The 26,950-nt window shown below is 74.4% G+C and carries 21 protein-coding genes and 1 riboswitch; of the genes, 14 read left to right on the forward strand and 7 right to left on the reverse strand.

The genetic code is table 11. The annotated features are described in order from the left end of the window. Window positions 1-27: 27 nt before the first annotated feature. Both ACLQ22_RS16915 and ACLQ22_RS16920 read right to left on the reverse strand, forming a co-directional pair. Window positions 28-1,065 (reverse strand): hypothetical protein, encoded by a 1,038-nt coding sequence (locus ACLQ22_RS16915; RefSeq protein ID WP_425693130.1) that lies wholly within the window; start codon window positions 1,063-1,065, stop codon window positions 28-30. A gap of 46 nt (window positions 1,066-1,111) precedes the next feature. Continuing rightward, window positions 1,112-2,743 carry a serine/threonine-protein kinase gene (locus ACLQ22_RS16920; RefSeq protein WP_425693131.1) on the reverse strand — a complete coding sequence of 544 codons (1,632 nt, stop codon included), beginning with the start codon at window positions 2,741-2,743 and terminating at the stop codon, window positions 1,112-1,114. A 271-nt stretch (window positions 2,744-3,014) separates the two neighbouring features. On the opposite strand from ACLQ22_RS16920, the gene ACLQ22_RS16925 reads away from it, so the two are divergent. Further along, window positions 3,015-4,574 (forward strand): sensor histidine kinase, encoded by a 1,560-nt coding sequence (locus tag ACLQ22_RS16925; RefSeq protein WP_425693132.1) that lies wholly within the window; start codon window positions 3,015-3,017, stop codon window positions 4,572-4,574. Window positions 4,575-4,596: 22 nt separating this feature from the next. On the opposite strand, the gene ACLQ22_RS16930 is transcribed toward ACLQ22_RS16925, so the two are convergent. Continuing rightward, complete coding sequence (locus ACLQ22_RS16930) at window positions 4,597-5,451, reverse strand: SPFH domain-containing protein (protein WP_425693133.1); 855 nt, start codon at window positions 5,449-5,451, stop codon at window positions 4,597-4,599. A 93-nt stretch (window positions 5,452-5,544) separates the two neighbouring features. Then, the gene (locus ACLQ22_RS16935) at window positions 5,545-6,780 is read right to left on the reverse strand and encodes an MFS transporter (RefSeq protein ID WP_425693134.1); all 1,236 of its coding nucleotides are present in this window, start codon (window positions 6,778-6,780) and stop codon (window positions 5,545-5,547) included. Between the two features lie 288 nt (window positions 6,781-7,068). On the opposite strand from ACLQ22_RS16935, the gene ACLQ22_RS16940 reads away from it, so the two are divergent. From ACLQ22_RS16940 to ACLQ22_RS16955, 4 genes are all read left to right on the forward strand, one after another. Further along, window positions 7,069-7,761 (forward strand): RraA family protein, encoded by a 693-nt coding sequence (locus tag ACLQ22_RS16940; RefSeq protein WP_425693135.1) that lies wholly within the window; start codon window positions 7,069-7,071, stop codon window positions 7,759-7,761. Between the two features lie 81 nt (window positions 7,762-7,842). Next, window positions 7,843-7,954: riboswitch (SAM riboswitch) on the forward strand. Between the two features lie 272 nt (window positions 7,955-8,226). Then, window positions 8,227-9,081: an ABC transporter substrate-binding protein gene (locus ACLQ22_RS16945; protein WP_425693136.1), complete on the forward strand. Its 855-nt coding sequence runs from the start codon at window positions 8,227-8,229 to the stop codon at window positions 9,079-9,081. A 40-nt stretch (window positions 9,082-9,121) separates the two neighbouring features. Continuing rightward, the gene (locus ACLQ22_RS16950) at window positions 9,122-9,901 is read left to right on the forward strand and encodes an amino acid ABC transporter permease (protein ID WP_121398474.1); all 780 of its coding nucleotides are present in this window, start codon (window positions 9,122-9,124) and stop codon (window positions 9,899-9,901) included. A gap of 2 nt (window positions 9,902-9,903) precedes the next feature. Further along, entirely contained in the window at window positions 9,904-10,641 is a 738-nt protein-coding gene (locus tag ACLQ22_RS16955; RefSeq protein ID WP_425693312.1) for an amino acid ABC transporter ATP-binding protein, read from the forward strand. Window positions 10,642-10,688: 47 nt separating this feature from the next. Here ACLQ22_RS16955 and ACLQ22_RS16960 read toward each other — a convergent pair whose 3' ends face one another. Next, window positions 10,689-11,390, reverse strand: a complete 702-nt coding sequence (locus ACLQ22_RS16960; protein ID WP_425693137.1) for a phosphotransferase family protein — start codon at window positions 11,388-11,390, stop codon at window positions 10,689-10,691. 154 nt (window positions 11,391-11,544) lie between these two features. On the opposite strand from ACLQ22_RS16960, the gene ACLQ22_RS16965 reads away from it, so the two are divergent. The 5 genes from ACLQ22_RS16965 to ACLQ22_RS16985 all read left to right on the forward strand — a co-directional run bounded on the left by ACLQ22_RS16965 (window position 11,545) and on the right by ACLQ22_RS16985 (window position 18,504). Next, the gene (locus ACLQ22_RS16965) at window positions 11,545-12,654 is read left to right on the forward strand and encodes a peptidoglycan recognition protein family protein (protein WP_425693138.1); all 1,110 of its coding nucleotides are present in this window, start codon (window positions 11,545-11,547) and stop codon (window positions 12,652-12,654) included. Window positions 12,655-12,773: 119 nt separating this feature from the next. Next, window positions 12,774-13,187: a VOC family protein gene (locus ACLQ22_RS16970; RefSeq protein WP_425693139.1), complete on the forward strand. Its 414-nt coding sequence runs from the start codon at window positions 12,774-12,776 to the stop codon at window positions 13,185-13,187. 187 nt (window positions 13,188-13,374) lie between these two features. Then, a complete protein-coding gene (locus tag ACLQ22_RS16975; RefSeq protein ID WP_425693140.1) occupies window positions 13,375-15,522 on the forward strand; it encodes a glycogen debranching N-terminal domain-containing protein in 2,148 nt (715 codons plus the stop codon). A gap of 66 nt (window positions 15,523-15,588) precedes the next feature. Next, window positions 15,589-16,809: a PP2C family protein-serine/threonine phosphatase gene (locus ACLQ22_RS16980; RefSeq protein ID WP_425693141.1), complete on the forward strand. Its 1,221-nt coding sequence runs from the start codon at window positions 15,589-15,591 to the stop codon at window positions 16,807-16,809. 120 nt (window positions 16,810-16,929) lie between these two features. After that, window positions 16,930-18,504 (forward strand): FMN-binding glutamate synthase family protein, encoded by a 1,575-nt coding sequence (locus tag ACLQ22_RS16985; protein ID WP_425693142.1) that lies wholly within the window; start codon window positions 16,930-16,932, stop codon window positions 18,502-18,504. Between the two features lie 118 nt (window positions 18,505-18,622). Here ACLQ22_RS16985 and ACLQ22_RS16990 read toward each other — a convergent pair whose 3' ends face one another. Next, on the reverse strand, window positions 18,623-21,484 hold the full coding sequence (locus tag ACLQ22_RS16990; protein WP_425693143.1) for an AfsR/SARP family transcriptional regulator: 2,862 nt from the start codon (window positions 21,482-21,484) through the stop codon (window positions 18,623-18,625). Between the two features lie 207 nt (window positions 21,485-21,691). On the opposite strand from ACLQ22_RS16990, the gene ACLQ22_RS16995 reads away from it, so the two are divergent. From ACLQ22_RS16995 to dinB, 4 genes are all read left to right on the forward strand, one after another. Continuing rightward, the gene (locus tag ACLQ22_RS16995; RefSeq protein ID WP_425693144.1) at window positions 21,692-22,084 is read left to right on the forward strand and encodes a peptidase inhibitor family I36 protein; all 393 of its coding nucleotides are present in this window, start codon (window positions 21,692-21,694) and stop codon (window positions 22,082-22,084) included. 10 nt (window positions 22,085-22,094) lie between these two features. Continuing rightward, entirely contained in the window at window positions 22,095-23,012 is a 918-nt protein-coding gene (locus tag ACLQ22_RS17000; RefSeq protein ID WP_425693145.1) for a hypothetical protein, read from the forward strand. A 192-nt stretch (window positions 23,013-23,204) separates the two neighbouring features. Then, on the forward strand, window positions 23,205-23,729 hold the full coding sequence (locus tag ACLQ22_RS17005) for a GNAT family N-acetyltransferase (protein WP_425693146.1): 525 nt from the start codon (window positions 23,205-23,207) through the stop codon (window positions 23,727-23,729). A gap of 140 nt (window positions 23,730-23,869) precedes the next feature. Next, the gene (gene dinB, locus ACLQ22_RS17010; protein WP_425693147.1) at window positions 23,870-25,057 is read left to right on the forward strand and encodes a DNA polymerase IV; all 1,188 of its coding nucleotides are present in this window, start codon (window positions 23,870-23,872) and stop codon (window positions 25,055-25,057) included. An 84-nt stretch (window positions 25,058-25,141) separates the two neighbouring features. On the opposite strand, the gene ACLQ22_RS17015 is transcribed toward dinB, so the two are convergent. After that, on the reverse strand, window positions 25,142-26,746 hold the full coding sequence (locus ACLQ22_RS17015) for a Na+/H+ antiporter (RefSeq protein ID WP_425693148.1): 1,605 nt from the start codon (window positions 26,744-26,746) through the stop codon (window positions 25,142-25,144). Window positions 26,747-26,950 lie beyond the last annotated feature (204 nt).

The raw sequence follows: 26,950 nt of genomic DNA on the forward strand, positions 1-26,950 counted from the left end.
CCCGGCGGCGACCGGGGAAACGCCCCGTCAGCGGCGCCGGCAGTCGTAGGACACCGGGGTCTCGGCCTGCGCCGGAGCCGGTGAGGTGATGTTGACCGTGGCCGTCTCGGTCGTGGTGCCCACGCCGCTGAAGGCCCAGCGCAGCGTCAGCTCGACGGTGCGCTGGCCGCGCCCGACCCGCTCGGTCAGCAGGGTGCCGGCCGCGCTGCCGGTACGCAGCCACTGGTAGCGGATCTCCCCCGCCCGGCCGTTGGTCGACACGGTGGCGACCACGTCGACGGTGACGTCGCACCGGTCGCCCGCCGGCTGGGGCACCGCCACCGTCACACCCGTCACCTCCAGCGGGCTGATCCGCTGCCAGAGGTAGAGGCCGACGGCGGCGAGCAGCGCGACGGTCAGCAGGGTCGACAGCACCGAGGTCACCGTCCGCCACACCGGGCGCCGCCGCGGCGGCGCGGGCGCCGGCCACGCGGGGGCCGGAGGCGGGGTGGCCGGCACGCCCGGCCCGAACCGCACCTCCCCGCCGGGCGCGGTGCCGGCGGCCCCGGTGGGTCCGCCGAAGAGCGTCCCCGGGCCGGACCCGGTGGTACGCCCGGTCGCGGTCCCGTGCCCGGCTCCCACGGCCGTCGCCCCCGTGCTCCGCTGCCCCGCAGCGGGCTGCGCCGCCGGCCACGGCCCGGCCCACCCGCCCGGGGCGCGCTGCGGCGTCGTCGGCTCGCCGTAGGCCAGGTGCACGGTCGCCTCGTCCTGGGCCGGGTGCGCGGTCGCCTCGTCGCGGGTCAGGTGCACCGTCGCCTCGTCGCGGGTCGGGTGCGCCGTGGGCTGCCCGGCCGCGCGGTGGACGGTCGGCTGCCCCGCCGCCAGGTACACGGTCGCGTCACCCGGGGCCAGGCGCGACGTCGGCTCCCCGGCGGCCAGGTACACGGTCGTGTCCCGCGAGGGCAGGTGCGCGGTCGGCTCGGCCGGTCGCTGCGGCCGGCGGACGTCGAGGCGGGCGGTCGCCGCGTCATCGCCCGGCTGCCGGTGGGTGGGCAGCGCCTCGGTCGGGTCGTTCGGCTGGGTCACGGCGGCCCGCCCTCCGTCGTCGTGGTCGGCATCCGGGTGTCCGGGCTCAGCCCGGGGTGCAGGACGGGTACAGCGTCACGTGGACCGGCGAGCCCTCGGGCGAGGCGTTGCCGGCCTCGTCCACGGCGACGACCCGGACCGGGATCCGGGTGCTGGTCGCCGGCCGGGGCAGGTCGCCGAGGACGCCCCGGAACGACCCGCGCCCACCGGACGCCATGGCCACCTCGGTGGTGCGGCCGTCCAGCGTGTACCGGAAGCTCACCCTCAGCTTCCCGGCCGCCGTACGGTCGTCGGAGACGACCGCGGAGATCGTGCTGGACGTGGGCCCGTACGGGCAGCCCCGGGGATCGAGTCCGGTCGGGTCGGCCGCGACCCGCCCGACGGAGGGCGCGACGGTGTCCGCCGGCGCGGCGCCGGTGCTGGGCGGCGCGCTCGGCGAGGCGGGCGCGGACGTGGTCGGCGTGCCGGCCGGCTCCGGTGCCGCCGTCGTGGCGGCCGGTGCGACGGGAGGGGTCGGCGTGGGCGTCGTCCCGGCCGCCGGGGTGGGCGGCGCGACAGCCGACGCGGACGGCGTGCCCGTCGGCTCCGGCGGCTCCGTCGGCGTCTCGGGTGCGGCCGGCCCGGCGGCGGGCAGCGGCTCGTCGCGGCCGGCGTAGGTGAGCCCGGCGCCGCCGAGCAGCAGCGCCGCCGCCAGCCCGCCGCCGACCAGCGCCGCGCGGGCCCGGCCGGACCGCCGCCACGTCCACCGGCCCGTCCCCTCGCCGAACGCGGTGCTGGCCAGGCTGGTGGCCCCGCCGGTGCCGTCGGGGAACGGGAAGAGGGCGGCGAGCAGGGCCGCCCGCCGGGCCAGCTCGCGCAGGCCGCGCTCCTCCCACCGCTGCCCGTACGCGTCGGCCGCCACCCGCTCCAGCAGGGCGAGGAAGACCTGGGCGGGTTGCGGTCGCTCGGCCGGTTGCTTGGCCATGCCGTGCCGCAACAGGTCGTGCACCGGCACGGGAGCGGGTTCGGTGGGGATCGGCGCGCGGGCGTGCTGCTGGCGCAGGGTGATCAGGTCCCGCCCGTCGAAGGGCGGCCGGCCGGTGAGGCACTCGTAGAAGGTGGCGGTCGCCGCGTAGATGTCGCAGGCCGGGCTCGCCGGCGCGCCCGTCCACTGCTCGGGCGCCATGTAGCGGGGAGTGCCGGTGACGCTGACCCCGGAGCTCTCGCCCACCGGCATGGCGATGCCGAAGTCGGCCAACTTGCTGGTGCCCTCGGCGGTGACCAGCACGTTCTCCGGCTTGTAGTCGCGGTGCACGACGCCCCGGGCGTGCGCCGCGCCGAGCCCGGCCAGCGAGCCCTTGAGGACGCAGAGCGCCGACTCCGGCGTCGTCGGTCCGTGCGCGCGCAGCATCTGCCGCAGCGACACGCCGTTGACCAGTTCCATGACGATCGCCGCGCCGCCGGGCGACTCGACGTACTCGTAGAGGCGGGAGACGTGCGGGTCGTCGATCGCGGCCAGCAGCCGGGCCTCGGCGCGGAACGCGGTGCGGAACGCCGGATCGTCGCCGATCCCGCCGGTGAGGTACTTGATCGCGACCGGTGTGCCGGTCGCGTCGTGCACGGCGAGGTCCACCCGGCCGGACGCGCCGGCGCCGAGCTGCCGCACCGGGCGGTAGCCGGAGACCTGCCAGCCGGTCACGCGTCCACCTCCCCGCCCCCGGGGGCGGTGGGGCCGCCTCCGGTGGTCATTGTGGTCGCGTGAGCCGGCGCGGCCATCGGCGCAACGGCTGTTTCCGGCCCCCGTACGTCCGGGGCGTCCCGGCGGGTGGCGGCATGGTCGGTTACGGACACACGCCACTGGTACCACCCGCCGGCAAGCGTGCCGCGCAGCGCCCTCCCGCCCGGCCGACTGCACTAAGGTGCAGGCCGTGGGCAGCGAGGCGACTCCCGAGGCAGCGACCCGACGGCCGATGACGACCCGTCGGTGGCTCACTGTCCTGTTGCTGACGATGACCGCCCTGGTCCTGCTCGGCGGGGGCGCCGGCGCCGCCGCGCTGAGGCACACCGCCGCCGTCTCCAACCACCTCGCCGACCGGGTCGCCCCGGCCCGTACGGCCGTCGGCCAGCTCGACAGCGGCCTGCTCGCCCAGGCGGCGGCCGTACGCGGCCACGTCGTCACGGCCGATCCGCGGTTCCTCGACTCGTACCGGCAGAGCGTCGAGAGCGAACACGCGACCATGTCCCGGCTGCGCGGTCTGCTCGCCGACGAGCCGGCGGCGCTGGCCGACCTGGACCGGGCGCAGCGGCTGGCTGACCGCTGGCGCAGGGAGTTCGCTGAGCGCCTGGTCGCCTCCCGGCAGGCCGGTGGGACGCCGGAGGAGCTGGTGCCGCTGGTGACCGGGGACGCGGAGACCTTCGCGGCGGTGCGCGCCGAGCTGACCGGGCTCGTCGGCCGCCTCGACGGGATCCGCGACGCCGGCCGGGACGACCTCGACAGCGCCCGGGCGCTGCGGGACCTGACCTTCGTGGCGATCCTGGCGGCCCTGCTGCTGTGCGGGATCGTCGGATCCGTGCTGGTGCGCACGCGGGTGCTGCGGCCGCTGGACCGGCTGGGCGCCTCGGTGCGGCAGGTGGCCGGCGGCGACTTCCGGCACCGGCTGCGGCCCGACGGCCCGGCCGACATCGCCCGGCTGACCAGCGACGTGGAGACGATGCGCCGCACCGTGGTGGAGGCGTGGGAGCGCAGCCAGCACGACCGGGACGCCCTGGAACAGCAGGCGGCCGAGCTGCGCCGCTCCAACGAGGACCTGGAGCAGTTCGCGTACGTCGCGTCGCACGACCTGCAGGAGCCGCTGCGCAAGGTGGCGTCGTTCTGCCAGATGCTGGAGCGCCGCTACGCCGACCAGCTCGACGACCGGGCCCGGCAGTACATCGGCTTCGCCGTCGACGGGGCGAGCCGGATGCAGGAGCTGATCAGCGATCTGCTCACGTTCTCCCGGATCGGCCGGGTCTACGGCGACCTGCGGGAGGTCGACCTGGCCGAGGTGTTCGCGCAGGCCGAGGCGAACCTGTCCCGGGCGGTGGACGAGTCCGGCGCGACGATCACCCGCGACCCGCTGCCCACCGTGCGGGGCGACCCGACCCTGCTGACCATGCTGTGGCAGAACCTGCTGGGCAACGCGGTCAAGTTCCGCAGCCCCGAGCGGGCGCCGCTGATCCGGGTGACGGTGACGGACACCGGGGAGGCCTGGTCCTTCGCCGTCGAGGACAACGGCATCGGCATCGACCCCCGGTACGCCGAGAAGATCTTCGTCATCTTCCAACGCCTGCACCCCCGGGGCACGTACCCGGGCACCGGCATCGGGCTCGCGGTGTGCAAGAAGGTCGTCGAGTTCCACGGCGGCACGTTGAGCCTGGACGAGGGGTACCGCGACGGGACCCGCTTCGTGTTCACGATGCCGCGGCTGTCGACGGCGGTCGTACCCGCGCAGCCTGGCGAGCCGGCCGCGGAGTCGGCGGCCGGGGTCTGAGAGCCTTGCCCGCCGCCCCGGATCAGGCCTGCGGGCGCCGGTGGCCGTCACCGGGCACCGGCGCGGCGGGTTCCGGCCGCCCGACCGGCGGGCGCTCCGCCGCCGGTGGCTCCGCGCCCCGGGTGAACTTGTCGAAGAAGCGCAGCAGCTCCACCGGGAACGGCATCACCAGGGTGCTGTTCTTCTCCGCCGCCACGTCCACCACCGTCTGCAACAGCCGCAACTGGTAGGCCCCCGGCGTGTTCGCCATCGCCCGGGAGGCGTCGGCGAGCCGGCGGGACGCCTGGTACTCGCCGTCGGCGGCGATCACCCGGGCGCGGCGTTCGCGTTCCGCCTCGGCCTGGCGGGACATCGACCGTTTCATCCCCTCGGGCAGCGCGACGTCCTTGACCTCGACCCGCTCGATCAGCAGCCCCCACGGTCCCTCAGTCGGCGCGTCGATGACCGCCTTCAGCTCGGCGTTGACCCGGTCCCGGTCGCCGAGCACGGTGTCCAGGTCGGCCTTGCCGATCACCGAACGCAGGGCGGTCTGTGCCACCTGGAGCACGGCCGAGGGGTAGTCGCGGACGTTGACCAGCGCCTTCACCGGGTCGACGACCCGGTAGTAGACCACCGCGTCGACGGTGAGGGTGACGTTGTCCCGGGTGATCGCCCCCTGCGGAGGCACACCGATGACGGTCGTCTGCATGCTGACCCGGACCATCCGGTCGGCGACCGGGACGATCAGCCGCAGGCCGGGCTCCCGGACCGGCGTCAGCACCCGGCCGAAGCGGAAGACGACTCCGCGCTGGTACTGCTGCACCAGCCGGACGCTCAGCGCGCCGACGAGCGCCAGGAGCGCGGCCACGATCACCACGCCGACCACGACCGCTTCCACAGCACCCCCGATCCGAACGGCTCCCCGGCCGCCCCTTTCCCGCTGCGGCGGGAAGTAGTCCCGGCACCGCCGGTGGCCGGCCGGCCCGTCGGATCAGCCCGCCGACCCGCCGCCGTCGATCCTGCGGGCGGCCACCAGCGCGATCCCGCACGCCGCGACGGCGCTCAGCGGGGCGACGAGGAAGCCGACGGTGACCTCCCCCGTCGCGTCCAGCACGGCGCCGGCCACCGCCGCGCCGCCCGCGCTGCCGACCGAGAACGCCGTCGCCGCCCAGGCGAACGCCTCGGCCACCGTGCCGGTGGGCGCCACGTCGTCGATCGCGAGGAAGGCGATGGTCAGCAGTGCCGGAAGCGCGAGTCCGCTGACGGCCATCAGCACCAGCATCACGGCCGGGGCCGGGGTGAGCAGCAACGGCAGGTAGCCGACGGCGAAGACCCCGACCGCGCGCGGCAGGGTGGCGTACCGGCGCAGGCCGCCGAAGCGTACGTAGAGCAGGCCGCCGACCAGCGCCCCGGTGGCCTGCGCGGCGAGCAGCCAGCCCGCCCAGGAGCGGGCCCCGGCGGACTCGGCGTACCCGGTCGCGGCGACGGTCACGCTGCCCACCGCCGCGCCGACCAGCAGCAGTGCCCCCAGAACCAGCCGGAGCCGGTTGGCGCGCAGCGGCCCGGCCCAGTGGCGTACCGCCGGCTCGCCGCGCCAGCGGCGGACCGCGTCGGTCGTGGCGAACCACGCCGTGCCGGCGGCCTGGAAGAGCGCGGCGGCGGCCAGACCGCCGCTCGGGCCGGCCAGGCCCACGCCGGCGAGCGTGACCACCGGGCCGAGGATGAAGATCGTCTCCTGCACGGCGATGTCCAGGGTGTACGCGGTCTGCACCCGGTGCGCGGGGAGCAGGTCGCGCCAGAGCACCCGCAGGCACGACTCGAAGGGCGGCGCGCCCGCCCCGGCCAGGGCGGCGGCGAACACGGTCACCGGCAGGTTGACGTGTGCGGCGGTGAGCGCGAAGCCGATCGTCGACGCCGTCACGGACAGCCACAGCACCGGCGGCTGCCGCCAGCGCTGCGCCAGCCGGGCGAGCATCGGCTGGCCCACGGCGGTGCCGGCGGTGAACGCGCCGACCAGCAGGCCCGCCACGGTCAGCGTCATCGTCTCCCGGGCGAAGACGAGCAGGGCCAGCGGGGCGGCGCCCAGCGGAATCCGGCCGAGCAGGCTGGCCGCCAGGACCCGGGCGGTCTGCGGCGCCCGCAGCACGGCGAGGGCGGAGGTGTCGGTGGGGTCGGTGGGCGCCTGATCGGCGGGCGGTACGAGTTGACGGTGATCGGGTCCGGGCATGACTGGACGCTCCCAAGGCGTGGCGGAGATGGACCGGGGTCGGCGCAGTGCCGGGCCGGTCAGGGAACGTAGTCGGAGCGGTCGTGGCCGTCGCCGTACAGCGGAAGGTCCGGGGTGATCCAGAGACCGTGCGCGGCGGCGACGGCGTGCGACGGGATCACGATGGACAGTCTAGACCCGAACGCCGCCACCGATGGGGGCCAGCCGCGCCGGATTGGCCCTGGCCACCGTGCCGACCGGCCTCCCTACGATGACGGCCCACGACCTGGGCACCGCCGGGAGGACGTCATGCGGGAGCGCTTCGCCGACCTGTCCACGCCGCTGATCGCCGACGCCTGCGTACGCCTCGGCGTGCCCCCGCGCGCGGCGCCGGCCGGGATCCGGGCGGTCGTCCCCGGTCACCGCCTCGTGGGCCGGGCGCTGCCGGTGCGCCACCACGGCAGCGTGGACGTGTTCCTGGAGGCGTACGGCAACGCCGCCCCCGGTGACGTCCTCGTCATCGACAACGGTGGCCGGAGCGACGAGGCGTGCGTCGGTGACCTGGCGGTGCTGGAGGGCGTCGCGGCCGGGATCGCCGGCCTCGTCGTCTGGGGCCTGCACCGGGACACGCCGGAGCTGGTGGAGATCGGCCTGCCCGTCTTCAGCTACGGCAGCCTCCCGGCGGGCCCGGCCCGCCTCGACCCGCGGGAGCCGGAGACGCTCACCAGCGCCCGGGTCGGGCCGCACCTGGTGACCGCCGACGACCTCGTCGTCGCCGACGACGACGGGGTCTTGTTCCTGCCCGCCGGGCGCGCCCCCGAGCTGTTCGCGGCGGCGGAGCGCATCGGGACCGTCGAGCGGGTCCAGGCGCGGCGGATCCGCGCCGGGGAGACGCTGCGGGAGCAGACCTCCTTCGCCGACTACCTGGCCCGCCGCGCCGCCGACCCCGCCCACACCTTCCGGCAGCACCTGCGACAGGTCGGCGGGGCGATCGAGGAGTGAGCGGGGACCGGCCGGAGGGCGCGTGAGGGTGGTCATAACGGCTGGACGGCCCACCGGGGCGGGCTGCTAGCCTCGTCGGCAGGTCATGAGCGCCAGCGTCAAGCCCCGGCTCGCTGGCCGGCAACCCTCGTCCGCGCAGGGGTGCCCCGGGTGAGGACCAGGCACCGGAGCGGCTCCGGTGCAAGCGCGGCCTGGTTCCCAGGTCGGCACCGACCGAGGAGAGCCATGTCCTTCCGCATCTGCGCCCCACCGGCGGTCCCCGCCGTGGCCCCGACGTCGCCGGCACTGACCCGGCGCCGCCACATCGACATGATGCGGGTCTGCGCCACCTCCTGTCGCCCCGGCGACGCGCGCTAGCCGCGCCACCCTTCTTTCCAGGACCCATCCCAGCGGTACGCCCACCGGGCGCACCGCCGGCGACGCACGCCCGTGCCCGCCGCCGGAACATCTCGTTCGGAGACACCTGTGCGAATCCTTTCCTCCCTCACCCGGGCCGCCGCCCTCGGCGTGGCCGCCGTCCTCGCCGCCACCGCCCTGACCGCCTGCGGCGACGACGCGGCCGGCGCGGCCGACAACCCGTATGGCCTGCTCCAGCCGGGCGTGCTGCGCGCCGGCACGCTCACCGACGCCCCGCCGAACGTCTACCTCAAGGACGGCAGGTTCACCGGCTTCGACAACGACCTGCTCACCGCGGTCGCCGCGAAGGTCGGCCTGAAGGTGGAGTTCGTCGGCACGGACTTCTCCGCCCTGCTCTCCCAGGTCAACAACCGCAAGTTCGACGTCGGCAGCTCCTCGATCACGATCACCGAGGCGCGGAAGAAGACCGTCGACTTCGGCAACGGCTACGACTTCGGCCACTTCGGACTCGACGTGCCGGCCGGCTCGTCGATCACCGGATTCGACCAGCTCGCCGGCAAGCGGGTCGTGGTCGTGCAGGGCACCGTCCAGGACGACTACGCCACCGGCGAGGGGCTCGACCCGGTCCGGGTGCCCGACTACAACGGCGCGATCAACCAGCTCAAGGCCGGCACGGCCGACGCCTGGATCGCCCCGGCCGAGATCGGCGACAAGTCGGCCGCCGACAGCGGCGGCAAGATCACCGTGGCGGCCAAGCTGCTCAGCCCGGCCCCCACGGCGTACGCGTTCGCCAAGGGCAACGACAAGCTGCGCGAGGCGCTGGACAAGGGCCTCGACGAGGTGATCGCGGACGGCACGTGGAGCCGCCTGCAGGCCCAGTACTACCCGGGCCGCCCGATCCCGGCCGACTTCACGCCGGGCAGCGGCACGGTGCCGGTGCCGTCGGCGTCGGCCACCTCCTGAGACGTACGGACGACGAGCGAGCGGGGCGGTGGGAGCGACGATGGATCCGTTGAGCACCCTGTGGGAGACCTTCTTCGACGCGGACTCCATGCGCGAGGCGCTGCCCGAGATGCTGACGGTCGGGCTGCCCAACACGCTGATCCTGGCGATCTCCGCCGCCCTGCTCGGCTCGGTGCTCGGCATGGCGCTGGCCGTCGCGGGCATCTCGCGTACCCGATGGTTGCGGTGGCCGGCGCGGGTCTACACCGACGTGTTCCGCGGCCTGCCGGCCGCGGCGACGATCCTGCTCATCGGGGTCGGCCTGGCGCCGCTGGGCATGCAGGTGTGGGGGCCCAACCCGTATCCCCTGGGCATCCTGGCGCTGTCGCTGATCGCGGCGGCCTACATCGGCGAGATCTTCCGCTCCGGCATCCAGTCGGTGGAGGCCGCGCAGCTGGAGGGGGCCCGGGCGCTGGGCCTGTCCTGGGGCGAGGCGATGCGCCTGGTGATCGTCCCGCAGGGGATCCGGCGGGTGCTGCCGGCCTGGGTGAACCAGCTGATCGCGCTCATCAAGGACTCCAGCCTGGTCTACTTCCTCGGCCTGCTGGCCAGCCAGCGGGAGCTGTTCCGGATCGGGCAGGACTACGCGGCGAACACCGGCAACCAGTCCGCGCTGCTGCTCGCCGGGCTGTTCTACCTGACCCTGACGGTTCCGCTGACGCACGCCGTCAACTGGATCGACCGGCGGCTGCGGCACGGCCGGCAGGCCACCGCGCCGGGTGACGCCGACGACGACCTCGACCTGGCGCTGCCGGGTGCGGCGGGAGGGAACCAGCGATGAGCATCGACACCACGACCTCGGTGAGCCTGAGCGTCCGCGACGTGCACCTGGCCTTCGGGTCGCACCGGGTGCTGCGCGGGGTGGACCTGGACGTGGCACGCGGGGCGACGGCCTGCGTGATCGGCCCGTCCGGGTCGGGCAAGTCCACCCTGCTGCGCACGATCAACCGGCTCATCGAGCCGGACCGCGGCGACGTGTTGCTCGACGGACGCAGTGTGCTCGGCGACGACCCGGACGCCCTGCGGCAGCGCATCGGCATGGTCTTCCAGCAGTTCAACCTCTTCCCGCACATGAGCGTGCTGCGCAACGTCACCCTCGCGCTGCGCCGGATCCGCAGGCTCGGTGAGGACGAGGCGGTGGCCGTCGCCCGCGAGCACCTGGAGCTGGTGGGGCTCGCGGCCAAGGCCGACGCCCGCCCGGCGCACCTGTCCGGCGGGCAGCAGCAGCGGGTCGCGATCGCCCGCGCGCTGGCGTTGCGCCCGCAGGTGATGCTCTTCGACGAGGCGACCTCCGCCCTGGACCCGGAGCTGGTCAAGGGCGTGCTCGGACTGATGGCCGAGCTGTCCGCCGGCGGCATGACGATGGTGGTGGTCACCCACGAGATGGGTTTCGCCCGCGAGGTCTCCGACACCGTGGCGTTCATGGATCGCGGGGTGGTGCTGGAGGCCGGCGAGCCGGCCGCGATCTTCGAGCGGGCCGAGCACCCCCGGCTGCGCCGCTTCCTCTCCCAGGTGCTCTAGCGCCGAGCCGGTCACGTCGGTGGACCGACCCGCCGTAGGTCTCGTCCTCAAGGCGTGGGCAGGCTCCGCAGTTCCGCGGTGAGCTGTTCGAGGTACTCGGGCGGCCCGGCCTCGGCGAACCACAGCCAGAGTTCGGCGGCGTGGATCGGCAACCAGGCCCGGACCATGGCCGGGTCGGCTCCGTAGCCCTCGACGAGGACGTCGAACGACCGCGGGTCCTTCCGCGCGGCGCCCCAGGCCGCACGCGACAGTTCTCTCAGCGGGTCGCCGAGGTGGGCCGCCTCCCAGTCGATGACCGCCGTGATGTCGCCGTTCGTGGCGAGGAGGTTTCCGTCGGTCCAGTCGCCGTGACAGAACACCGGGCGACCGGCCGGTGGAACGGCGAGCGGAAGCGGGGGGCCGCCGGCGTCGCGGTAGCGGCGGACGATCAGCGCATCGTCCGGCGCGGCCGGCAGCCCGTCAGGTGGCGGCAGCCCGTGGAGCCGACGGAGCAGTGTCGCCGAGGCACGGAGCCCGTCGAGTCGCACGTCGGCGTTCTCGCTGTCCAGTCGTTCACCCGGCATGAGCGTCATGAGGATCGAGCCCGGCCCGACCTCGACGAGCTCGGGAACCGGCATGCCCGTGTCGGCGAGCGCCCGCAGGGCGAGCACCTCCGTGTCGTGGCGGGAGGGTTGCGTCATCCGCTTCTCGACCAGGCGGCGCCCCTCGCGCTCCACCAGCCGGACGTGACCGACCGCTCCCTGCCGCATCCCGCCATCCTGCCAGGCGCGGAAGGCTGGCGTACCGCCGAGTCTTGGCAATATCCTCCACTGCACACGCGATGCCTGGAGTTCCTTTTCATGGGGCCGCCCCGCCCCCACCTCCGGCCGCAGAGGAGATGCCATGCACGTCGAGAATTCCGCAGTGGACCGTCGAACCCTGCTGCGGGCCGGCCTCGGCGCCGCCACGGTCGCGGTCGTCGGCAGCCAACTCGCCCTCCCGTCCGCCGCGCACGCGGACCCCGGCACCGATCTGGACTGGATCTACAGCTGCGACGAGTGGGGCGCGCGCCCACCGGCGGACCCGCTGGCGGTCAGCGCCATCCCCACCAACAAGATCATCGTGCACCACATGGCGTTCCCGAACGTCACCGACTACTCCGAGGCGCAGGCGGTCAAGCTGGCCCGCGACTGCCAGAACCTGCACATGGACGGCAACGGCTGGTCCGACACCGGCCAGCACTTCACCATCAGCCGCGGCGGGTACGTCATGGAGGGACGCCGGGGCAGCCTGGAGCGGCTGCGGGCCGGCGACCGGCAGATGATCTCGGCGCACTGCCCGGGCGAGAACGGCCGGGCCATCGGCATCGAGAACGAGGGCACGTACGTCACCGAGACGCCGCCGGAGGCCCTGCTGGACTCGCTGGTCACGCTCTGCGCGACCATCTGCCGGCGGTACGGGCTGCACGCCCACGACATCTTCGGCCACTGGGACTTCCGCACCACGCTGTGTCCCGGGGCCGCCTTCTACGGGCAGTTCCCCGCCCTGCGCCGCCGGGTCTTCGAGGAGCTCGGCACCGACCTCGCCGACGTGCCGGCCCGCCGCTGGCCGGACCTGTGGCGCTTCGTCGGCTCCCCCTCCGTCCGGGTGGTGCAGTACCTGCTGGCCCACCGCGGCTACACCGTGCCGGTCAACAGCGTCTTCGACGCCGCCACCGTCGCCGCGGTGCAGGACTGGCAGTACCGCAACGGCATCCCGGTCGACGTCGACGCCACCCTCACCGCGCCCACCTGGGAGACCCTGGTGCCGGAGCTGGGCAAGGACGCCACCGGCCTCCCGGTCACCGCCGTGCAGTTCCTGCTGAACTTCCGGGGCCACCCGGGGGTCACCGTCACCGGCGAGTACGACCACCCGACCAAGACGGCCGTCAAGGACGTCCAGCGCAGCCACGGCCTGCCGGCCCACGGCAAGCTGGACGTCGACACCTGGTGCGCGCTCGTCGGCGGCGTCGTACGCCGGTCGTTCCGCCACTGACCACCGCCGCCGGCCCGTGGGGGCGCACCGCCCCGGCGGGCCGGCGAAACGCGGCCACCTCACCCCCGCCAGGCTCCTGATCTGCGACGATGAGTCCGTCACGACCGGAGGAGGGTGCTGTGGCGTCTCGACTCAACCCGTACTTCAGCTTCCCGGGCAACGCACGGGAGGCGATGGAGTTCTACCACCGCGTGTTCGGCGGTTCGCTGTCGATGGACACCTTCGGCTCAATGGGCACCGAGGATCCCGCGCTGGCCGACAAGATCATGCACGCGATGCTGGAGACCGACCGGGGCTTCACCCTGATGGGCTCGGACACCGCGCCCGGCATGGAGCACGACCCCGGCACCAACGTCTCCGTCAGCCTCAGCGGTGACGACGCCGACGACCTGCGCGGCTACTGGGAGAAGCTCACCGAGGGCGGCACGGTGACCGTGCCCCTGGAGAAGCAGATGTGGGGCGACGAGTTCGGCATGTGCGTCGACCGCTTCGGCATCGGCTGGATGGTGAACATCGGCCAGCCGCGGGACTGACGAGGTGTAGCGGCGGCGCGAGCGGGTAGGGACCGCTGTCCGACGGGCCCGGGCGGCACCTGACCGGTGCCCCCGACCCGCAGCCGCCGGCCAAAGGGGTGCACCCGATGCTGTCGACGCTTGCGCAGCCGCACCCCGCCCGGCCCGCCCGGGGCGCCCGCCCCCGCCCGAGCGCGCCCCGGCCGAGATGACCCGGGTCCGGAACCTGCGCGTCCGCCCGGACCTGCTCTACGTGGCGAGCGGCTGGAGCACCCTGGTGACCGACGTCCGCGGCCGGATCACCGGCGCCGACCCGCAGGGCTTCTTCGCCCGCAACACCCGGGTGCTCAGCACCGAGCGCCTCAGCGTGGACGGCCGCGAGCCGGTCCCGTTCAGCACGGCCAACGTGGCGGGGCACGCCCAGCTCTCGTACGCCGCCCTCGGCGGCGGCGACACGCTGCCCTCCCGCGCGGCCTACCTGCTGGTGGAGCGCTTCGTCGGCGCGGGGCTGCGCACCCGGCTCACCGTGGTCAGCTACGCGGCCGTGCCGCTGGACCTGCGGCTGCGCATCCACCTCGCCGCCGACTTCGCCGACACCAGCGAGGCCGAGACCGGCCGCCGGGTGCAGTCCGGCACGGTCGACGCGAGCTGGGACGACCGGGTCCGGGAGCTTCGCCTGACCTACCGGTGCGACGGCCTCGACCGGGCGGTGGCGATCGGCGTACGGGCCGACACGCCCGTCCGGTACGCCGACGCCGCCCTGACGGTCGACCTCGCGGTGCCGCCCCGGGGGTCCCGCCGGGTGGAACTCCTCGTCGAACCCGTCTTCGACGGGCAGCGCCTCGCCGCGCCCCCGCCGACCTTCACCGAGCCGGACGACGCGGCCGCGCGCGCCCGCGGCACCCTGGCCCGCGAACTCGCGCGACTCGCCAGCAGCAACTTCGACGTCACCGCCGCCTGGCGGTGCGCGGTCGACGACCTGTCCGTGCTGCCGCTGGGGGAACCGGACGGGCCGACGGCGCCCATGGCCGGCCTGCCGATCTACCAGGAGATCTTCGGCCGCGACACGATGACCGCCTCCTGGCAGTCCCTGCTCGCCGGGCCGACGATGCTGGCGGACAGCCTGCGCCTCAACGCCCACCATCTCGGGCGGCGCATCGACGACTGGCGCGACGAGGAACCGGGCAAGCCGTTGCACGAGGCCCGGCGGGGCCCGGTGTCCGCGCTCGGGCTCGACCCGTTCGCCGGCTACTACGGCGACTGGTCGACCGCGCCGGACTTCCTGGTCTTCCTCGGCCAGTACCTGGCCTGGACCGGGGACCTCGACACGGTGCGGGACCTGCTGCCGACCGCGCGGCGGGTGCTGGGCTGGATCGACCGGTTCGGCGACCTCGACCGCGACGGCTTCCTCGAATACCACCGCCGGTCCCCCGCCGGGCTGAAGAACCAGGGGTGGAAGGACTCGGACACCGCCATCGTCGACGAGCACGGCGAGGTGGTGCCGAACCCGATCGCGACCAGCGAGTTGCAGGCGTACTGGTACGCCGCGCTGCGGCACGCCGGGGTGGTGTTCGCCGCGGCCGGCCATCCCGCGTACGGCGCCGGGCTGGTCCGCCGGGCCGCCGCCCTGCGGCGCCGCTTCCACCGCGCCTACTGGATGCCGGACCGGGGCTGCCACGCGTTGGCGCTGGGGCCGGACAAGCGGCAGGTGCGCTCGGTCAACTCCAACGACGGCCACCTGCTGGCCACCGGGATCGTGCCCGCCCGCATCGCGTCCCTGGTCGCCGACCGGCTGCTCGCCCCCGACATGTTCAGCGGCTGGGGGGTCCGCACCCTGTCCTCGGCGCACCCGGCGTACGACCCGTTCAGCTACCACCGGGGCAGCGTCTGGCCCGTCGAGGCGGGCACGATCGGCCTGGGGCTGGCCCGGTACGGCTGCTGGGAGCACCTGCACCGGCTCGCGGAGGGGATGTTCTCCGCGGCGGCGCTCTTCACGGAACACCGCCTGCCGGAGGTGCTCAGCGGACTGCCCCGCGACGACGCCCACCCGCATCCCGGCGTCTACCCGGACTCCTGCTCCCCGCAGGCCTGGTCCGCCAGCGCGGTCGTCGCGCTGGTCCAGGCGCTGCTGGCGCTGCGCCCGGCCGCGCCGCTGCGGACGATCTTCGTCGACCCGCACCTGCCGGAGTGGCTGCCGGACCTCGCGCTGGAGGGCGTGCGGGTCGGCGGCCGCACCGTCGACCTGACCGTCCGACGTGGACGCGGCGGGCGCACGTCGCTGCGCGCCCGGGGCGACCGGATCGCCGTGATCCGCCGGCCCACGCTCCAGGCCTCGGCGACCCGCCGCCGGTCCTGACCGCCCGGGCCCGGTCGGCGCAGCGCGGAAGGCGGCGGACGCGGCCGTCAGGGCTAGGATCCGGTGGTGGCCGATCAGGGGCTCATCCAGGACGACGAACGGTTGCGCCGCATCGAGGCCGTGACCGACGCGACGCTGTCCCGCCTCGACGCGGCCGACCTCTTCGACGAGCTCCTCGACCGCGTCCGGGACCTGCTCGACGTCGACACGGCGGCCATCCTCATGCTGGACACGCACTCCCAGCAGCTCGTGGCCACCGCGGCCAAGGGGCTGGAGGAGGAGGTCCGGCAGGGCTTCCGCGTCTCCGTGGGCCGCGGGTTCGCCGGCCGGATCGCCCTGACCCGACGTCCGGTGCTCATCGAGGAGGTCACCCCCGACGTCGTGGTCAACCCGGTCCTGCTGGCGATGGGGCTGCGGTCGCTGCTCGGCGTGCCGATGTTCGCCCGGGGCGAGCTGATCGGCGTGCTGCACGTCGGCACCCTGGGCCGACGCCGGTTCACCGCCGACGACATACGCCTGCTGGAGCTGGTCGCCGACCGGGCCAGCCTGGCCAGCCTCGCCCGATCCCACAACCTCGACCACAACGCCGCCCTCGCCCTGCAACGCAGCCTGCTGCCCACCCAGCTGCCCAGCCTGCCGGGCCTGGACATGGCCGCCCGGTACGTGCCCGGGCACGTCGCCGGAATCGGCGGCGACTGGTACGACGTGTTCGTCCTGCCCTCGGGCTGGCTGGGCCTGGTCATCGGCGACGTGTCGGGCCACGGCCTGCAGTCGGCCGTGATCATGGGACGCATCCGCAGCGCGCTGCGCGCCTACGCGCTGGTCTGCGACGACCCGGCGGAGGCGTTGACGCTCCTCGACCGCAAGGTCGGCCACTTCGAGGCCGGGAACCTCACCACGGCCCTCTACGCCATGGTCTCCCCCGACCGGACCCGCATCCGGCTCTCCTCCGCCGGGCACCTGCTCCCCGTCCTCGCCGCACCGGGCCAGCCGGGCGCACCCGTCCCGGTCCACGCCGACCCCCCGCTCGGTACGGGCCGCCGGCCGCCGCCCCGGCAACAGGCGGAGGTGGGCTTCCCGCCGGGCGCGGTGCTCGTCTGCTTCACCGACGGCCTCGTCGAACGCCGCGACGAGGTCATCGACGTCGGTCTCGAGCAGCTCGTCGGCGTGGTCCGCCCGGCTCCGGCCGAGGAGGTGTGCGCCACGGTCATGGACGCCCTCGGCGCCGAGCGGCCGACCGACGACATCGCCATGCTGGTCGTCCACCGCCTCCTGACGCCGGGCTGATCCGGCAGGGCCGTCGGGGCCGCCGTCCGCCGCTCCCGGGAGCGCCGTCCGGGTCGGCGACGCCGGCCGCGTGACCGCCGGCCCGTTTGGCGGGAGGCGATCGCGGAAAGAGTGGCGGGCATGAAGTGGGCAAGCCGAGCCGTACCCGCCGCCGTCGCCGCCGTCGCGGCCCTGGCCGCGCGCGACCTGATCCAGCGCGAGCACGCGTTGCTGCGTACCTTCCCGGTCCTCGGCCGGGCCCGGTACCTGCTGGAGTCCATCGGGCCGGAGTTGCGCCAGTACATCGTCGCGGGCAACAACGAGGAGCGGCCGTTCACCCGCGACCAGCGCCGCTGGGTGTACGCGTCGGCGAAGCAGCAGAACAACTACTTCGGCTTCGGCACCGACAACGACATCGAGTTCACGCCCGGATACCCGATCATCAAGCACCGCACCTTCGGTCGGGCCGTCCCGCCGTCGACGCCCGGCGCCGGACACGACGTGCAGCTGCCGTGCGCCAAGGTGCTCGGCGCCGCGCGGGGACGTGCCCACGCGTTCCGGCCCGAGTCGGTGGTGAACATCTCCGGGATGAGCTTCGGCTCGTTGTCCGGCAACGCCGTCGAGGCGCTCAACCGGGGCGCCGCCCTGGCCGGCTGCCTGCAGAACACCGGCGAGGGCGGGCTGTCGCCGTACCACCGCAAGGGCGGTGACCTGGTCTTCCAGATCGGCACCGCATACTTCGGCTGCCGTGACGACCGCGGCCGGTTCAGCCTCGACCGGCTCAAGGACCTGGTCGCCGGCGCGCCGGTACGGGCGCTGGAGATCAAGCTCAGCCAGGGTGCCAAGCCCAGCCTCGGCGGCCTGCTGCCGGCGGCCAAGGTCTCCGCGGAGATCGCGGCGACCCGGGGCATCCCGCAGGGACGCGACTGCGTCAGCCCGTCGCGGCACGCCGAGTTCTCCGACTGCGACAGCCTGCTCGACTGGGTGGAGCTGCTCGCCGCCGAGACCGGCCTGCCGATCGGCATCAAGTCCGCGGTGGGCGACCTCGGCTTCTGGGAGGAGCTGACCACCCTGATGCGCGACACCGGGCGTGGGGTCGACTTCGTCACCGTCGACGGTGGCGAGGGCGGCACCGGCGCCGCGCCGCTGATCTTCACGGACTCGGTGTCGCTGCCGTTCCAGCAGGGCTTCGCCCGGGTCTACAAGGTCTTCGCCGAGCACGACCTGCACGAGCAGGTGGTGTTCGTCGGCGCCGGCAAGCTCGGCCTGCCCGACAACGCGGTGGTGGCGTTCGCGCTCGGCTGCGACATGGTCAACGTCGGCCGGGAGGCGATGCTGGCGATCGGCTGCATCCAGGCCCAGAAGTGCCACACCGACACCTGCCCCACCGGCGTCGCCACCCAGAACCCGTGGCTCGCCCGGGGCGTGGACCCGGGCTCGAAGTCCGTCCGCGCGGCCAACTACGTCCGGACGCTGCGCCGCGACCTGATCAAGGTCGCCGAGGCCTGCGGCGTCGAGCACCCGGGCCTCATCGGCACCGACTCGATCGAGGTCCTCGACGGCCGGACCGCCTCGCACCCCCTGCACGAGGTGTACGGCTACCGTCCCGAGTGGGGGCTGCCCTCCGCCGCCGACCGGGCGCAGATCATCCGGCTGATGACGGCGGAGGCCCCCCAGGGCGGCACCGCCCCACCCTCGCCGACCGCGATGTCCTGATCTCCGGCCGACGCCGAGCGACGCTTCGGCACCCCCGCCCACCGCGTCGAACGCCTCGACGACGGCTTCGCCGCACGGGTGGGTGCCGGGCGGCGCGCCGACCGGTCGCGGTGGACGTCTAGCGGCGCGCCTCGGCGCCGTCGTGCAGGAGCCGCAGCTTGGCGCTCACGTCGTCGGCACCGGGGTGCCCGAGGTCGAGAAGGATCTTCAGCGCCGCCCGCCAGGCCGTACGAGCGGCGGTGGCCGCACCGCCGGCGAGGCGGCTGTCGCCCAGGTGGACGAGCACCTCGGCCTCGTGGTGCCGGTCGCCGGCCTCCCTCAGCAGGTTGACGGCCGCCTGGTAGCAGTCCGCGGCCCGGGCGAAGCACCCGAGATGGTGGTGGGCGTAGCCGAGGCTGTCCAGGGTCGCCGCCTGGCTGTACCGGTCGTCAAGTTCGCGAAGCAGCGCGAGGGCCTTGCCGCAACAGCTCAAGGTGCCCTGGTGGTCGCCGAGCAGCCCCCGGTACCAGCCGACGGCGTTGAGGCTGTCCGCCTGCCCGGCCCGGTGGTCGGCGTCCCGGAACAGTTCCAGCGCGCGCTCGGAGTTGCGCAACGCGTCGGAGAGTCGTCCCGCTCCCTCGGCCGCCCAGCTCAGCCCGCGGTGGGTGTGGGCCTGGCCCACCGCGTCGCCGAGGTCCGCGTACACGCTGAGGGCGCCTCGGAGGTGACGTTCCGCCTGGCCGTAGTCACCGAGTCGGGTGAACGCCCGGCCCAGGTAGCGGTGCGCATACGCCTCCTGCCGAGACCCGTCGGGCAGGCGACGTGCGGCTTGCAGGGCGGCGCGCTGGGTCGCGACCAGGTCGTGCCAGTGGCCTTGGCGGTCGAAGAACGTCGCCAGGGCCCACGCCATCGACCAGGTCCGGGCGTGCGCCCCGGCCTCCACGGCGTGCCGGAGGGCGGCGAGTATCGCGGGTCGCTCCGCCTCGAACCAGGCACGTGCGCGGGCAGAGTCTGCGGGGGCGTCGATCGTCACCCCTGGCCGGCAGGGGTCGAGGACCAGGGTGTCCCGGTGCGGATCCAGCGCCTGATCCATGGCATGGGCGGCGTACAGGTAGTGATCGAGCATCCGGTGCTCCGCCGCGCTTCGCTCGGTGTCCGACTCCTCAGCGTGCGCCTGTTCGGACGCGTAGACGCGCAGCAGGTCGTGCAGGGCGTACCGGCCCGGGGAGTGTTCGGTGACCATGTGCGCACGGGTCAGGTCGGCCAGCAGGATCCGCGCCCGCGGTGCGGGGATGGCGGCGAGGCTGGCTGCGGCCGACGCGGAGACGTCTGGACCGGGGTGCACCCCGAGCAGCCGGAAGAGTCGGGCCGCCGACGACGGAAGTGCCTTGTACGACCAGGAGAAGACGGCTCGGACACGGCTCGCCGGGTCACCCGTGTCGAGGACGTCCAGCCGTTGGTCGGCCTGCTCGAGTTCGTCCGCGATGGCCCCGAGTGGGAAACCGGTCTCGTCAGCGCGGGCGGCGGCGACGGCCAGGGCGAGCGGCAGCCGCGCGCAGGCGCCGATGACGCGCTGGGCGGCTGCGGGCTCGGCCGCGATCCGGTCCGGCCCGAGTCGTCGGGTCAGCAACCGGGTGGCATCCCTTGTGGACAACAAGTCAACGGTGAGTGGGTGGGCTCCGTCGGTGGCGATCAGGCCGGTGAGCTGCCTACGGCTGGTGACCACGGCCATGGCGGTCGCGGTGCCGGGCAACAGGGGCCGTACGTGGTCGGCGTCGCGGGCGTTGTCCAGCACGACCAGGACCCGTTTCTGCGCCAGCAGAGTGCGGTAGAGAGCGGCCTGGGCGTGGAGGTCCGGCGGAATCCGGTCGGGCAGCACGCCGAGGGCGTCGAGAAACCCACGGACCGCCTCGGCAGGCCCCAACAGCCCGCCCGAAGCGAATCCCCGCAGGTTCACGAAGAGCTGGCCGTCGGGGAACCGGTCGGCGACGCGGTGCGCCCACCGTACGGCTAGCGCGGTCTTGCCGACCCCCGCGGTGCCAGAGACGGCGACGACGACGGAGGTCACCTGCTGCTCGGCCGTGTCCAAGATCCGGTCGAGCTGGTCGATCTCGTCGTCCCGGCCGCTGAAGCCGCGCACGTCGGCCGGCAGTTGGGCGGGCACCGCTCGTTCCCGCGGTGCGGCCGCGAGCGCCGCCAGGTCGGGGGCGCCGGGCGGAGTCGCCTCGTCGAGGTCGCGGTGCGGGATCGCCTCGTCGAGGTCGCCTCGCAGGGCCGCCTGGTACAGCTGCTGCAGTTCGGGGCCGGGGTCGACGCCGAACTGTTCGGCCAGCCGCTGCCGCAGGGTCGCGTAGCAGTCGAACACCTCGGACAGGCGGCCGGCCCGCGCGAGTGCCTGCATCAGCACCGCCGCCAACGGCTCGGCGACCGGGTAGTCGTCCAGCAGGGCACGCACCCGGCTGATCGTCGAAGCGTGGTCGCCCAGTCTGAGGGCGGTCCGGGCCCAATCCACGGCGGCGTCCAGTCGTTCCAGCCCCCAACCGTCCCGCATCCGTGCCGGCCACTCGCCGGCGAGGTCCGCCAGGGCAGGGCCCCGCCACAGCTCCAGGGCCTCCCCGAGCAGCGCCGACCGCTCGACGTCCGGGCGACGCCGGGCCGCGCCGACCAGAGAACGGAATCGCAGCAGGTCCACCTGTTCGAGGTCGGCCCGCAATACGTAGCCGTTGCCGCGGTGCACCAGGGTCACCGGCGGTTGTTCCGCATCGGCGGCGTGGGCGGCCTCGAGCAGGCGACGGATCGTGGCGATGTGGGCGTGGATCGCCGCGCGCGGCTGGGCGGGCGGCCGCTCTCCCCAGATGCGCTCGATGAGGGTCTCGGTCAACACCAGACGGCCCGCGTCCAGCGCCAGGGCAGCGAGGGTGACGCGTCGCTGCGGTGGTCCGGTGTCCAGCCCGTGCGTGCCGGCCCAGACCTCCACCTGCCCGAGCAGCCGAATGTCCATCAACGCCCCCGTCGACAACGCATCCACCGGCCTCTATGACAACACAGGCTGCGCCAAGAACGCACCAAGCCCGACGCCCAGGACCCAGCCACATCATCGAGTGGCCAGTAGCCAGCACCGACGCCGACCAGGGCAGGAAGCACCGCGCGGGCGCACCCGCGCCCGATCGGAAGGCGGCCTCGGTGCAAGTCCGAAAGGGAGCGAACCATGCCACAAAGGACCGAAGGACCGGCACGACGAGCCGTACGCGTCGGCTCCTCGCTCGCCGTGCTCGCGACCGCCGCCGTGTTCGGCACTACGCTCACGGCCACGCCCGCCAGCGCGGACCCCTGCCCCAGCGGCGCGCTGTGCGCGTACACCCAGTACGACTGGGGCGGCGCGCCCGGCACGGTCTACGGCGACAACACCAACCTGCTGCAGTACTCGAAGTTCGCCAACGCCGCCTCGCTCTACAACAACGGCACATCCTGCAACGTCACCGTCTACTACAACACCGGGTACCGGGCGCCCTCCTACAACTTGAACCGGGGAACCGGGTGGCGGCGTCTGGGCAGCAACCTGTACCACCACGTCGGCTCGAACAGGTGGTGCCTCTACTGAGGGCCGTGCGATGAATCCGCAGCGGTGGGCGCAGGTGGTCCTGCTTCCCGTCCTGCTGGGGGTGGTCGGGTGCGCTGCCGCACCCGGCCACACCACCACCACGGTGGAGTTGCCCCGGCCACTGGACGGTACGACGTACTTCACCAGCGCCGAAAGCTCAGCCCTGCACGACGCGCACGAACAACTCGTCACCCGATGCATGAGGGAAAAGGGATTCGCGTACCAGCGCGTCCCCCTCTCCCCGGCGGCGCGGCTGCGCGACATCAATCCCTACGGGCTGCTCAGCAGGAAACAGGCCGGCACGGACGGATACCGGATCACCAGTTCCCTGGCGGAGGAGGCGAAGGCCCGGAGCCGGCCGGCCCCGACGTCGACGTCGACGCCCGCCTGGAATGAGGCGCTGCTCGGCACCGAATCGCACCGGGTGACCATCCGACTGCCGGAGGGCCACGAGGTGTTCTACAACAGCGACGGGTGCACCCATCAGGCCACCGCCGCGCTCTACGGCGCCGACTGGCAACGGTTGTACGACACGTTCCAGGTGCTGGCCAACCGGGTGGTCGAGGCGGTGAACCAGGATGCGGAGTTCCTCGGCGCCCAGTCCGCCTGGTCGCAATGCATGACACGGGCAGGGCAACCGTCCCGGACGTTCGACGAGGCGCGCGGCCGGATCGAGGCCGCTTTCAACCAGGCGGCCGAGGACCGCGCCGACCTGATGCCGGTCGTCAGGCAGGAACTCGCCACGGCTGCGGCCGACGCCGGCTGCCAGGACGAGGTCGGCATCGCCGACGTCGTCCGCGCGGCCCAGGGGCGCGCGGAGGCCGCGATCCTGGACGCGTCCCGACAGGGACAACTCGGTGAACTCCGGTGGCTGCGGGCGGACGTGCTCCGACGCGTCACGACGTCACCGGGAGCAACCTCGCGGTGAGACCGGCAGGCACGATCGCACCTGCCGCAGGCGGCCCCGACGGGCGGCGGTCCCGCCCGTCGCGGTCGCTTCGGCGGTACGACGGGCGGTCCTCGTGCCCGACGCGGCGCACGAGTACGCACGGACACGGCGCAACCACGGCGAAGCCGATAATGGCGCGCACCGGGAACCCGCCGCGCCTATCGTGGCCCGGTGCTGATCAGACGCGAGACCCCCGCCGACGTCGACGCGATCCGGGCGGTGCACCTGGCCGCCTTCGCCGACCCGCAGAAGCCGGACGCCGTACCCGTCGAGGCGGGGTTGGTGGACGCGCTGCGGGCCGACGACGGGTGGCTGCCGGCCCTCTCCCTCGTCGCGGCGGACGACGCCGGGCGGGTGGTCGGGCACGTGGTGTGCACCCGGGGCCGGGTCGCCGGCGAGCCGGTCGCGCTGGGGTTGGGTCCGCTCGGTGTGCTGCCGGCCTGGCAGCGGCGCGGGGTCGGCTCCGCGCTGATGCACGCGGTGCTCGGCGCCGCCGACGCGCGCGAGGAAGCCCTGGTGGTGCTGCTCGGCCATCCCGACTACTACCCGCGCTTCGGGTTCCGCCCGGCGGTCGACCTCGGCGTCACCCCGCCTCAGCCGTGGGGGCCGCGCCACTTCATGGCCCGGCCGCTGAGCGCCTGGCGGTCGTCGATCCGGGGCGCGTTCGCCTACGCCCGCCCGTTCGACGAGCTGTAGGCGCTGGCCGCCCTCGCCGTCGCTGCCACCCCCCGCCGCGCCGGTCGGTCGCGCGGCCCCGGCGCCTCCGGGGATGCCCGTCCGGCCGTGTTCGGGCAGGTCAACGCCGCCGTCGCGAGTTTCTGTGCGAACATGTGTTCGTGTCGCGAGAGGCCAGCATCCTGCACGCCGACCTGGACGCGTTCTACGCGTCGGTCGAGCAGCGGGACGATCCGCGCCTGCGCGGCCGGCCGGTGATCGTCGGCGGGGGCGTGGTCCTCGCGTGCAGCTACGAGGCGAAGGCCCGGGGCGTCCACAGCGCGATGGGCGGCCGGCAGGCCCGGCGGCTCTGCCCAGAGGCGATCGTCGTGCCGCCGAGGATGGCGGCCTACACGGCGGCGAGCCGCGCGGTGTTCGAGATCTTCCGGCAGACCACCCCGATCGTCGAGGGGCTCTCCATCGACGAGGCGTTCCTCGACGTGGGCGGCCTGCGCCGGCTGGTCGGCCCGCCCGCCGACGTCGCCGCCCGGTTGCGCCGGGCGGTACGCGAGGGCGTCGGCCTGCCGATCACGGTGGGCGTGGCCCGCACGAAGTTCCTCGCCAAGGTGGCCAGCGGCGTCGCCAAGCCCGACGGCCTGCTGGTCGTCCCGCCGGACGGGGAGCTGGCGTTCCTGCACCCGTTGCCGGTGGAGCGGCTGTGGGGCGTCGGGCCGGTGACCGCGACGAAGCTGCGCGAGCGACGCATCCGTACGGTCGGGCAGGTCGCCCGCCTCGGCGAGGCGACGCTGGTCTCGCTGCTCGGCGCGGGCGCCGGTCGGCACCTGCACGCCCTGGCGCACAACCGCGACCCCCGGCCGGTGCAGGTCGGCCGCCGGCGCGGGTCGATGGGCGCGCAGCACGCCCTCGCCCCCGTCCCGCACTCCCCCGCCGAGCTGGAGGCGGTCCTCGCCGGCCTGGTCGACCGGGTGACCCGGCGGATGCGGGCGGCGACGCGGGCCGGCCGGACGGTGACGCTGCGCCTGCGGTTCGGCGACTACACCCGCGCGACCCGCTCCCGCACGGTGGCCAAGGCGACCGCCGACACGGCCCCGCTGCTCGCCGCAGCGCGGGCGCTGCTGCGGGCCGCGCTGCCCGAGATCGAACGGCGGGGCGTGACCCTGCTCGGCGTGTCGGTCGGGAACCTGGACGACTCCCCCGTCCAGCCGCCGCTGCCGTTCGACCGCGATCCGGGGGCGGACCTGGACGCGGCCGTGGACGCGGTGCGCGACCGGTTCGGGTCCGGGGCGCTCACCCGGGCGGTGCTGCTCGGCCGGGACCCCGGCCTGGAGATGCCGCTGCTGCCGGACTGAACCGTCGTGCCGGCGCGGGACGCCCCACGCCGACGGCAGGACGGCGCGCGACGCAGCAGCGACCGTCACGGCGGCGGGAACAGGTCAGGACGGGGGCAGCGACGGCAGGACGCTCTCCTCGTGGTCCAGCTCCCGCTCCAGGATGCGCATGTCGGCGTCGGCGAGACGACCCGCGTCCCGCCAGGCGAGCAGCTCGTCCCGCTCGGCGGCGATCATCTCCCGGCGGGCCAGCAGGGCCGCGCGGTAGCGGTCGTCCACCGGCAGCACCTGGTCCTCGACGTGGGAGAGCAGTGCCACCCGTTCGGTGTAGCGCTTGTGGCGGCCCTCGGCGGCCCGGCGCAGCGGGGCCGCGACGTCACGTACGCCCGGGTCGGCCTCGGCGAGGGCGGTCAGCCGGTCGAGGGCGGCCTGCACCGCCGCGGCGCGGGCCTCGTTGCGGGTCAACGCCCGGCTGACGGCGGTGCCCGGCAGCCGCAGCCGGCGCAGCAGCGGGGCGAAGGTCAGGCCCTGACCGACGAGGGTGACCAGCACCACCAGGTACGCGCAGAACAGCAGCAGGTCCCGGGCGGGCGTGCTCGCGGGCAGCGTGAACGCCGCCGCGAGGGTGATGACGCCCCGGGTTCCCGCCCAGCTCAGCGCGAGCAGCTCCCGACCCGACAGCGGTGGGTTGTCGGGACGGGGGTCGCCGCCGAGGCGGGCGTGCATCCGGGCGGGCAGGTGCGCGGCGGCCAGCAGCCACAGCGGACGCACCAGCAGCACGATGCCGACGGTGACGGCCCCCGCCGCGACGACGGTGCCGAGGTCGTAGGCGGCCAGCCCGCGTACGACGGCGGGCAACTGCTGGCCGATGAGCAGGAACACGTAGCCCTCGAGGAGGTACTCCACCAGGTGCCAGACCGAACGGGTCTGCAGCCGTGCGCCGCTGGACTGCAGGGACGCGCTGCGGTGGCCCAACCAGAGGCCGGCCACGACGACCGCCAGGACGCCGGAGACGTGCAGGCTCTCGGCCGCCACGTAGGCGGCGAACGGGGTGCCCAGGGACAGGGCGTTGTCGGTCAGTGGATCGGAGGCCATCTTCCGCAGGTACGCGATGACCCACGCCACGGCCATGCCGACGGCCAGCCCGCCGGCGGCGACGAACAGGAAGTCGCCCACGGCGTGCCCGACGGAGAACCTGCCGCCGATCGCCGTCGCCACGGCCACCTGGAGGATCGTCAGGGCGGTCGCGTCGTTGAGCAGCCCCTCCCCCTCGACCAGCGTGGTCAGCCGGGGCGACATCCCGGCACGCCGGCCGATCGACAGCGCCGCCACCGGGTCCGGCGGGGAGACCGCCGCGCCCACCGCGATGGCGAAGCTCAGCGGGACGGCGGCCACCACCGCGTTGAGCCCGAAACCCACGGCGAGCGCCGTGACCAGGACGAGCGCCACCGACAGGCCGATCACGGTCCGGGCGTTGCGGCGCAGCGCCGTCAGGCTCGACTGCAGGGCGGCGCCGTAGAGCAGCGGGGGGATGACGAGGTAGAGCACGACCTCGGGGTCGAGTTCCAGGTTCGGGCCGGGCAGGTAGCCGTAGCCGATCCCGGCGAGCACCAGCAGCACCGACGCCGGCAGGTGGGTGCGGCGGGCCAGGGCGTTGGCCAGGACGACCACGACCAGGCCACCGAGGGCCAGAGCCACCAGCTCGCCCATCCCGCCGGTCCCTCCCGCTGTCGGCATCCGCCCCCGGCCACCACCGTAACCGATCATGCGGGTTGCGGGCGGGGTGCGCCTCCCGTCGCCCGGGGTGGGGCGACACGCGGCGGGATGCGCCTGCCACCCCGGGCGGAACCGGCACGCGGCGGGCGTGCGCCGGGTGGGACCCCGACGCACCCCCGTGTGCGACCCGGCCGTCAG

It is taken from the genome of Micromonospora sp. DT178, assembly GCF_049841695.1.
In the GTDB taxonomy this organism is placed as follows: Bacteria; Actinomycetota; Actinomycetes; order Mycobacteriales; family Micromonosporaceae; genus Micromonospora.